Source organism: Agrobacterium vacciniicorymbosi, from assembly GCF_040427045.1.
Lineage (GTDB): Bacteria > Pseudomonadota > Alphaproteobacteria > Rhizobiales > Rhizobiaceae > Agrobacterium.
The window spans coordinates 371,807-381,005 of the sequence record NZ_JBETMF010000003.1 but is presented as its reverse complement, the minus strand read 5'-3'; the positions used below and the strand labels follow the sequence as shown (position 1 = coordinate 381,005).

The following is a 9,199-nucleotide window of genomic DNA, read 5'->3' as shown; positions in this document are numbered from 1 at the left end:
GAGGATAAGAGCCCGATTGTCGATACATGGTGGCAGACGGAAACCGGCGGCATTCTGATCACGCCGCTGCCCGGTGCAACCGATCTCAAGCCCGGTTCGGCCACGCGCCCCTTCTTCGGCGTCCAGCCACAGCTGGTCGATGCCGAGGGCAAGGTGCTGGAAGGGGCAGCGGACGGCAATCTCTGCATCGCAGACAGCTGGCCCGGCCAATCGCGCACGGTCTATGGCGATCACCAGCGCTTCATCGACACCTATTTCTCGACCTACAAGGGCAAATACTTCACCGGCGATGGCTGCCGCCGCGACGAGGATGGCTATTACTGGATCACCGGTCGTGTCGATGATGTTCTCAACGTCTCCGGCCATCGTCTTGGTACGGCGGAAGTCGAATCGGCACTGGTGTCCCACAATCTCGTCTCGGAAGCTGCGGTCGTTGGTTATCCGCATTCCATCAAAGGACAGGGCATCTATTGCTATGTCACGCTGATGGCGGGGCAAACCGGAGACGATGCGCTTCGTGCCGAACTCGTCAAGCATGTGCGCAATGAGATTGGTCCCGTCGCCACGCCGGACAAAATCCAATTCTCGCCGGGCCTGCCGAAGACCCGTTCGGGCAAGATCATGCGCCGCATCCTGCGCAAGATCGCCGAGGATGATTTTGGCTCGCTGGGCGATACATCCACACTGGCCGATCCGGCTGTGGTCGATGATCTCATCGAGAACAGGCAGAATAAGGCTGAGGCTGCTTAGGCAGCCGCGACTTGGAACTTTGGCTATCGCTAAAACGATGCTAGTGCACCATTCAATAATGGCCCGGCGCAACGCCGGGGGATGCAGACGTTGTGCAACGGAGACAAGGCCAGATGACCACCGCCAGTTCGATCAGTGAACATATTCGCATCGTGCTGTCGGACGAGATTTCCACCGGTGTCATCAAGCCCGGCTCCGTTCTTGAGGAAGGAACGCTCAGCACCCGCTTTTCCGCGTCGCGAACTCCAGTGCGGGAAGCGCTGAGGCAGTTGGAGGCGAGCGGCCTTGTGGAAATTCGCCCGCGCAAGGGCGCTTTCGTTCTGCCGCTGACCTTGCCGCGCCTGATGCAGATGTTCGAAGTCACGGCGGAGATCGAAGCCATGTGTGTGGGTCTTGCCACCCATCGCATCACCGGCGTCGAACGAGCCGAGCTTTTTCACATTCAGGAGAGGGCATCGGAAGCCGCAAAGAATGCGAATTTCGAGCAATATGACGAGCTGAACCTTGCCTTTCACGAACTGCTCTATCGCAGCGCCCATAATGATTTTCTGTTTGAGGAACTGATGAGACTGCGCGCGCGATTGCTACCGTTTCGCCGCACGCAGCTGCGTTATCCCGAACGTCTGCATTCCTCAAATCGGGAACATGAAGCGATCATCCGCGCCATCATGCAAGGCGATGCCAATCAGGCGAGCCTCATCATGCGCGAACACATGCTGAATGCCGGTGTGGCATTGGCAAGGTTCATGCAGATGACGGGTGAGGAAATCACCGAATAGTCGATCCAGACGCTTCGCCGTCTACATGCTGGTCGAGGCTAGAACCTTGGCGATTTCGCTTGCAAGCTGGTCCTGCGTGTAGGGTTTTCCCAGCCGGGTGATTTCTAGGTCCGTTCCCTCAGGGAGATCAGCATAGCCCGTAGCGATCAGAATGGGGAGGGCCGGTAGCAGCTCACGCGCTTTTCTCGAAAGCTCCGCCCCATTCATTCCCGGCATAGAAAAGTCGGTCACGAGCAGATCGAAGGTCGGGTCGCTGGCAAGGATGTCGAGCGCCTGTTTGCCGGAGCTTGCCTCCACCACATCATGGCCGAGGTCTTCCAGCATATCGACCGAACTCATGGCGATGAGCGCGTCATCGTCCACCATCAGAATTTTCAGTCGCCGGTCAGCAGAGTAATCGACCACGGCGGCGGTGGGCGAAAGGCTGATCTGCTCAGCGCCACGGTCGCTCACCGGTATCCACAATTCGGCAGTCGTACCTTCGCCCTTGGTGCTTTTCAGCACCAACGCGCCTTTCAGCTGCAAGGCCAGACCATGGATCATGGAGAGGCCAAGACCCGTTCCCTTGCCCAGTTCCTTGGTCGAGAAAAACGGATCGATGGCTTTCTTGAGCGTCTCGCTGTCCATGCCAACGCCGGTGTCTGTTACAGACAGCACAACGTAATCTCCGGCCACAAGCTCCGGCGTGTCGCGAGCAATCTGCGTCTCGCGCAGACCCAGCGTTATCGTCCCGCCATCCGGCGTCGCATCGCGCGCGTTGACGACGAGGTTGAGCAGCGCCAGTTCGATCTGGTTTGCATCACCCAATGCAAAAGGAATATGGTTGCCCAGCGCCCACTCCAGCGTAATTGCCGATCCGACGGAGCGGCGCAGAAGATCGCCCATGTCTTCCACCAGCTTGGGCATATCCACGGGCTTGACCTGAAGGTCCTGTCGGCGGGCAAAGGCCAGAAGTCGCTGGGTCAGGGAGGCGCCGCGTTTGGCACCCTTCAAGGCACCATCGATCAGCCGTGTTGCCTTCTCGTCACCTGCGGCATGTTTGGCCAGCAGTTCCAGATTGCCCATAACGGCCATCAGCAGATTGTTGAAATCGTGCGCGACGCCGCCCGTCAACTGGCCGATGGCTTCCATCTTCAAAGCCTGACGCAACTGCTCTTCGGCTCGCTGTCGATGCTCCATTTCCGCCATAACGGTTTGATGGGCTTTCAAAAGCTCTGCTGTGCGTTCGGCCACGCGCAATTCCAGCGTTTCGTTGATGAGGCGCTGCTTTTCCAGCACCTCCATCCGCTCGGTAATATCGGCGGACACGCCCACCATCTTTACAGCCACGCCGTTTCGGTCGCGATCAAGCTGGGCATTGATCTCTGCCCAGTGCAACGAACCGTCGGGCCAGATGACCCTGTACTCGATGGCATATTCCTTGCCGCTTTCGATTGTTTCGCGCACGGCGGCCTGCATACGGTCGCGGTCTTCCGGGTGCACGCTGGCAAGCAGGTGTGCATAGCCGAATTCGTCTTGTGGAGCGTAGCCGAATATCGATTTACATCTGTTGGAGCAGATCAGCGTTTTCGAGGCGAGATCAAGTTCCCACGATCCCAGACGCCCGGCGTTCAATGCAGTCTGAAGCCACCGCTCGCCATCTGCCAATGCCTCGATCTGCGATCGGGCATCAAATTGGCGCAGCCTGTTTCGGAAGGCGGTTCGCGAAACGCTGATGAAGGTGGTTGCGTGAAACGGACGCTCGATAAAGCTGACATTGCCGAGAATTTCCGACAATCGCAGCGCAGCCGGGTTTCGCTCCGGCCCACCGCCGCGATGGGTCAGCACGATGAAGGGGAGATCGGACCATGCCGCCTGTGCGCCGACCCAAGAGGACATGGACCGCAGGTCTGCAGAGCGCAACGTTTCTTCGGTGACGACCACGAAGGCGACGTCGTCATCCAGGCTGGCGACGATGTCAGACAGCGTATCGACAGATTTGGAATTTATCCCGGCCTCTTTGAGGAGGGATGCTGCGATTTGCGAGTCTCTGCCGGTCGGCGCATAGACGATTGCCAAATGTCCGGGATCAAAAATTTTCCGAACTCCCGTTCGTCGGCGAAAGAGCCGGCTGTTCACCCGTCAGGACCGGCACGCCGCGCAACACGCCCTGGAAGCCGGAGACAGGTTCTCCCAACGTCAAACCACGACTGTCGATTCTGTATTCGCGTATGGTGTCCTCGTGCCTGCCGGTTCGTTTTTTGATGACGGAAACGGCGCGTCTCACTCGACCTGCTGCTTCGAAGTAACGAAGCAGGATGACGGTATCGGCCAGATAAGTCACATCGACCGGCGATTTCATGTCACCCACGAGACCATGCTGGGCAACGGTCAAAAACGTGTTGGCGCCTTGACGGTTGAGGAATTGCAGCAGCTCATGCATATGCAGGATGAGCGCATTTTCTTCCGGCATCGCTGCCTGATAACCGTTTACGCTGTCGATCAGTACCGTTTTTGCATCATAGGTCGCAACCCGCTCCCGGACGCGCTGCGCAAACTCGCCGGGCGATAGTTCCGCCGCATCCAGCTGCTCGATATGCAGCAGCCCGTCCTCGCGCAATTTTTCGAGGTCGATGCCCATTTCCTTCATGCGATTGAAGAGCAGGCCCAGTTCTTCGTCAAAAACAAAGACGGCGGCCTTTTCACCGTGCTTGATCGCGGCATCGATAAATTGGAAGCCGAAAATGCTCTTGCCCGTTCCCGCAGGGCCGATCAACAGGGTACTGGAGCCACGATCAACTCCACCGCCCAGAAGGCCGTCGAGCCGCTCGATGCCGCTGCTCAACGTATCCCGCTTGAAGGACGTCTTGTGTTCGATGGCGCGAAGACGAGGGAAAACGGCAACGCCACCGGTGCGGATGACGAAATCGTGGTAGCCACCCCGATAGGCCTGCCCACGATATTTCAGAATCCGGACGCGACGACGCTCAGAGCCGTAATTGGGCGACAGCTCTTCCAAATGGATTACGCCGTGAACGACGCTGTGCACGGTTTTGTCCAGCACGTCCGCCGTCAGATCGTCCAGCAAAAGGACTGTCGCGCCGGACTTGGAGAAATAATGCTTCAACGCCAGAATTTGGCGTCGATACCGCAAAGAACTCTGCGCCAGCAGGCGGATTTCAGACAAGCTATCGATCACCACACGGTCGGGCTTGATGCGTTCGAAAGCGCCGAAAATGAGCTTCGTCGTCTCGCCCAGTTCAAGATCGGAGGAGTAGAGCAGGCTCTGCTGCTGCTCGCTATCCAGCAGACTTTCCGGCGGCACCAGCTCGAAGATTTCGATGTTTTCGTTGAGAACCATATTGTGGGAGGCAGCACTATCGCGCAGTTCCTCGTCGGATTCTGACAGGCTGATATAGAGACAGCGTTCGCCGCGAATAGCGCCTTCGATCAGAAATTGAAGGGCGATGGTGGTCTTACCCGTACCCGGAGATCCCTCAAGCAAGAAGACGTGGCGCCTCGAAAGGCCCCCGGACAAAATATCATCAAGTCCTTCGACGCCTGTGGTAGCCTTGCTTTGCGGTTCTCTCATCATCATTCCTGATCTGTCGCTTCTGTCGGTAGCCTGTCATCAGCGATAACGAGCGAAACATTTTATATCACTAACCTACTAAAATGATTTGTGCGGGCGTTCCGTTCCAAACGCAAGATATCCCCCACCATTCTGGACGGTAAGTGCCTTGATTATCGTCATATTTTTGCAATTGGCCACGCAAAGCAGCCGAGGACAGTCACCGCTCGCGAAAAAAGAACGCCACAGACACGGGAAGCAACTCTGACGTTGATTCTTCCACGTCCACCGGCCACAGGCATGTGCCGAGATCGGGCTCCAGCCGGATCGTTTCGTCTGAAAGGTTGAGCCGCAGTTGCAGCACAACGCTGCCGATCGTCCAGTCCACGAAAACGCATTGTTCAGGGGCGGGCAATACGGTGCCTGAGGAGTCTTGGACATCAGACAGCTGCGGAACGATGTGTTCGCGGCGGACCTCTATCAGCCTGCGCAGCCAGGATGACCAAGCTTTTCCCTCTGCGGTCTCCGCCTGCGCCCAATCGATTTTAGAGCCAGTAAATGTCACTTCCTCATTGGGGTCGGGAATGTCCTCCGCAGATTTCCCTTCGGGATAACCGCCGAAGTTTTCCGCCTCCGGCGCACGGTTTTCCCGCATCGCATCGGCCAGTTCACCGTCGTAATCGGCGAAGAAGTGAAAGGGTGTGTCGTCCTTGTAATGATCGCCCATAAAGATGAGGGGAATCTGCGGCGACAACATCAGCACCGTCATCAGCGTCTTGTAGGTCTGCTCATTGATTATCGTATGCAGCCGGTCGCCAAGCGCTCGGTTTCCAACCTGATCGTGGTTTTGGAGAAAATGGATGAAGGCCGTCGGCGGCAGGCATCTGCTAGGCGGCAGTGCATCGCTGACGATCGGTTCGCCACGGTCCAGATAACCCTCGGCCATGATCTTGCGCAGTTTTTCGAAAGGTTCAGGCGCAAATTTCTCGAAAATCCCGCTGGTTTCCCCGGTCACAATGCGGTGGATGACGTGGTGAAACCCGTCATTCCAGTCCGCCAGAAACAATTCCTGCGCCAGCAAGTCCGTACCATTGGGCGGGTTTTCGATCATCAAATGCACATGACGATCCGTGATGCTTTGGCGAACAGTGGTGGAAATCTCTTCGAGAATATGTGTCTGGCTGTCGTCGTCCTTGATCTCGTTGACGGCATCGAAACGCAGGCCATCCAGCCGGAATTCGTCCAGCCAGTAGATCGCGTTGTCGATGAAATAACGTCTCACCGCCGGGCATTCGAAAGCGATCTGGTCGCCCCAATCATTCTGCTTGCCCTCACGGAAAAACGCTGGCGCATACTGGCTAAGGAAATTTCCCTCCGGCCCGAGGTGGTTATAGACCACGTCCAGAAACACCATCAGGCCTAGACCATGCGCCGTATCAATGAAGGCTTTCAGATCGTCCGGTGAGCCATAGGCATTGTGCGGCGCATAATGCATCACACCATCATATCCCCAGCCTCTGGACCCGGGAAATTGTGCCAGCGGCAGCAGTTCGACAGCTGTCAAACCGAGCTCTGCAAGCTGCTCCAGCTTGGCTGCCGCCGCCTGAAACGTACCTTCCGGGGTAAAGGCTCCTACATGAAGTTCGTAGACAATGGTTTCATGCCAAGGGCGCCCACGCCAGTCGGGATGCTGCCAGTCGTAAGCCTTCGGGTCCGTCAATATCGAAAGGCCCGAGACATCCGTCTGTTGCGCGTGCGAAGCAGGGTCTGGCACCACCTGCCCATCGTCCAGCACAAAGCCATAAGCTACGCCGAACGGCTGGTGATCGATTTCAATATCAAACCAGCCATCGCCAGAGCGTGTCATCGGGTGATCGCCGGAAAGACGAAGCTTCACGGCATTCTGGCTGGGTGCCCAAAGCCGAAAGCGCGTGCCGCTTTCGGTCAGAACCGGCCCCCAAGCATTGTCGTCAAGGGCGCCGGTCTCTTCATTCGTCAACGCCAGTTCATCGAGCATGCTATGGTTCCTGTGGTCATTGTTCTGGCGTCGGTAGTGGAGGCGGATGACAACCTTAATGCAGCCATGCCCCTGTCCCGGAAGGTCTTGTAGGCTTCCGGCCCGTCTTCCCGCCCAATACGACGGGTAATCAGAAAGGACGGGTCGATTTTACCTTCAACGATCAAGTCCATAAGTGGTTCAAGGTATCCAGCAAAGCATCCGTCTCGGTTGTCGGCTTCGTGACATCCTGGAATAATGCGGGGGAAGGCTGTGAGAGGAAGCGCAACAATCATTGCGTCTCAGTGCAGCCGTAAAACGGCCTGTCTGCCATCTTTTATTCTCCAAGTTCTTCTGCCGCTAACAAAAGGATAGGAGGATAGTTCCCGAGGAGGGCCGATGACGACGTGATATGGTCGGCATTCAGCCGGATACCATGCCACATGCTACGGAGCACATGAAAAAGCACAGTTCAAACAAAACCGATGTGCTTGGATTTAAATGGAAATTTATCTTGAAAGAGATTTGGTGGAGCTAAGCGGGATCGAACCGCTGACCTCTTGCATGCCATGCAAGCGCTCTCCCAGCTGAGCTATAGCCCCATAAGGGTTCCGGCATTCTTGATCCGGTTCCGGGAACCGAAGCGCTTGTCTGCTCCGGTGGCGGCTTGATACTTCCGCTTCTGGGTAATGGCAAGCCGAAAAATTCGCCCGACGACATTTTTTTGACGCCGGGCGAAAAATCATGTGGAAATCAGGCGTCGTCGTCGTCGCCGTTCACGCCAATGATGCCGGAGACGTCGTCGTCATCTTCGTCTTCGTCGGCTTCCAGGAATGTGTCGTCGTCATCGTCGAGCTCGACATCGTCGTCGCCGTCGATATCTGGAATATCGTCGGCGCTGGCGTCGGCGTCTGCGTCTTCCAGCGGTACGAGTTCGACTTCCGTGTTTTCGGTATCGACTTCTGCGACTTCTTCTTCTTCAGCCTGTTCCATCTTCTTGGCAGCGGTCGTTTCCTCGAAGAAGGAAAGCGGCCAGGACTTGCCCGAGTAAGGAGAAACGATTGGATCGCGATTCAGGTCGTAAAATTTCTTGCCGGTATCCGGGTCTGTGCGCTTGGTTCCAAGGTCCGCTTTTGCCACTGTCTAAGCCTCAAATTGTGAGATGAGTTCGGTGTTTACGCCGTGTTTCCGGCAGTAGACGGTAAAATTCTAGCCGGTCCCATTAATCGCTGACGCCTTTCCTGTCAAAGATAAACTTCAAAGGCCGCACGGCGACGCGGTTTTCAGCCTCTCTTGATGATCGGCATGAGCGCTTATAATAAGCGTCAGTCCATCATTCGGCCAAGCCAGAGCAGGATATATCTATAATGACATTCACCATCGCCATCGACGGACCGGCTGCTGCGGGCAAGGGCACGCTGTCGCGCAGGATTGCGGACGTCTATGGGTTCCACCATCTGGATACCGGGCTGACCTATCGCGCCACTGCAAAGGCCCTGCTGGATGCCGGCTTGCCGCTGGATGACGAGGCGGTTGCCGAAAAGACCGCACTGACACTTGATTTGGCCGGCCTCGACCGCGCCGTGCTGGCAAAGCACGAGGTCGGAGAGGCTGCGTCCAAAGTGGCCGTGATGCCTGCCGTGCGGCGCGCGCTGGTCGAAGCGCAGCGTGCTTTTGCGGCAAAGGAGCCGGGCACGGTGCTGGATGGCCGGGATATCGGCACGGTAGTCTGCCCTAACGCGCCGGTGAAGCTCTATGTCACGGCATCGCCGGGCGTGCGTGCGCGGCGTCGCTACGATGAGATTGTTGCCAGCGGTGGAGAGCCCGATTTTGACGCGATTTTCGATGATGTGAAAAAGCGTGATGAGCGCGACATGGGCCGTGCCGACAGTCCGTTGAAACCAGCTGAAGACGCGCACTTGCTTGATACGTCGGAAATGGGTATAGAGGCGGCGTTTCAGGCGGCCAAATCGATTATCGATGCTGCCCTGAACAGATGAATTTGCGGGGAACCCGAAGCTTCGGCCCCCGTTTAGACCGGAATGTCCCGAAAGCATGTCCTGCGCCGGAAAGCCTCACAATGTAAGAGGCGGGCATGGATTTCGGGAGTGATCAACGCGAACC

The 9,199-nt window shown here is 56.9% G+C and carries 7 protein-coding genes and 1 tRNA gene; 3 read left to right on the top strand and 5 right to left on the bottom strand.

Annotated features, from left to right (window positions below):
• A partial coding sequence (locus ABUK73_RS07625; protein ID WP_353576746.1) for an AMP-binding enzyme occupies window positions 1-750 on the top strand: 750 nt, incomplete at its 5' end.
• A gap of 113 nt (window positions 751-863) precedes the next feature.
• A complete protein-coding gene (locus tag ABUK73_RS07620; RefSeq protein ID WP_353576745.1) occupies window positions 864-1,529 on the top strand; it encodes a GntR family transcriptional regulator in 666 nt (221 codons plus the stop codon).
• A gap of 21 nt (window positions 1,530-1,550) precedes the next feature.
• On the opposite strand, the gene ABUK73_RS07615 is transcribed toward ABUK73_RS07620, so the two are convergent.
• The 5 genes from ABUK73_RS07615 to ABUK73_RS07595 all read right to left on the bottom strand — a co-directional run bounded on the left by ABUK73_RS07615 (window position 1,551) and on the right by ABUK73_RS07595 (window position 8,215).
• Entirely contained in the window at window positions 1,551-3,587 is a 2,037-nt protein-coding gene (locus ABUK73_RS07615; protein WP_353576744.1) for a hybrid sensor histidine kinase/response regulator, read from the bottom strand.
• 10 nt (window positions 3,588-3,597) lie between these two features.
• A complete protein-coding gene (locus ABUK73_RS07610) occupies window positions 3,598-5,103 on the bottom strand; it encodes an ATPase domain-containing protein (protein WP_353576759.1) in 1,506 nt (501 codons plus the stop codon).
• A 196-nt stretch (window positions 5,104-5,299) separates the two neighbouring features.
• Complete coding sequence (treZ, locus tag ABUK73_RS07605; RefSeq protein ID WP_353576743.1) at window positions 5,300-7,096, bottom strand: malto-oligosyltrehalose trehalohydrolase; 1,797 nt, start codon at window positions 7,094-7,096, stop codon at window positions 5,300-5,302.
• A gap of 505 nt (window positions 7,097-7,601) precedes the next feature.
• A tRNA-Ala gene (locus ABUK73_RS07600) sits at window positions 7,602-7,677 on the bottom strand.
• Between the two features lie 151 nt (window positions 7,678-7,828).
• Window positions 7,829-8,215 carry a TIGR02300 family protein gene (locus ABUK73_RS07595; protein WP_113088385.1) on the bottom strand — a complete coding sequence of 129 codons (387 nt, stop codon included), beginning with the start codon at window positions 8,213-8,215 and terminating at the stop codon, window positions 7,829-7,831.
• Between the two features lie 227 nt (window positions 8,216-8,442).
• Between ABUK73_RS07595 and cmk the strand changes: the two genes are divergently transcribed.
• A complete protein-coding gene (cmk, locus tag ABUK73_RS07590) occupies window positions 8,443-9,075 on the top strand; it encodes a (d)CMP kinase (RefSeq protein WP_353576742.1) in 633 nt (210 codons plus the stop codon).
• Window positions 9,076-9,199: the final 124 nt, after the last annotated feature.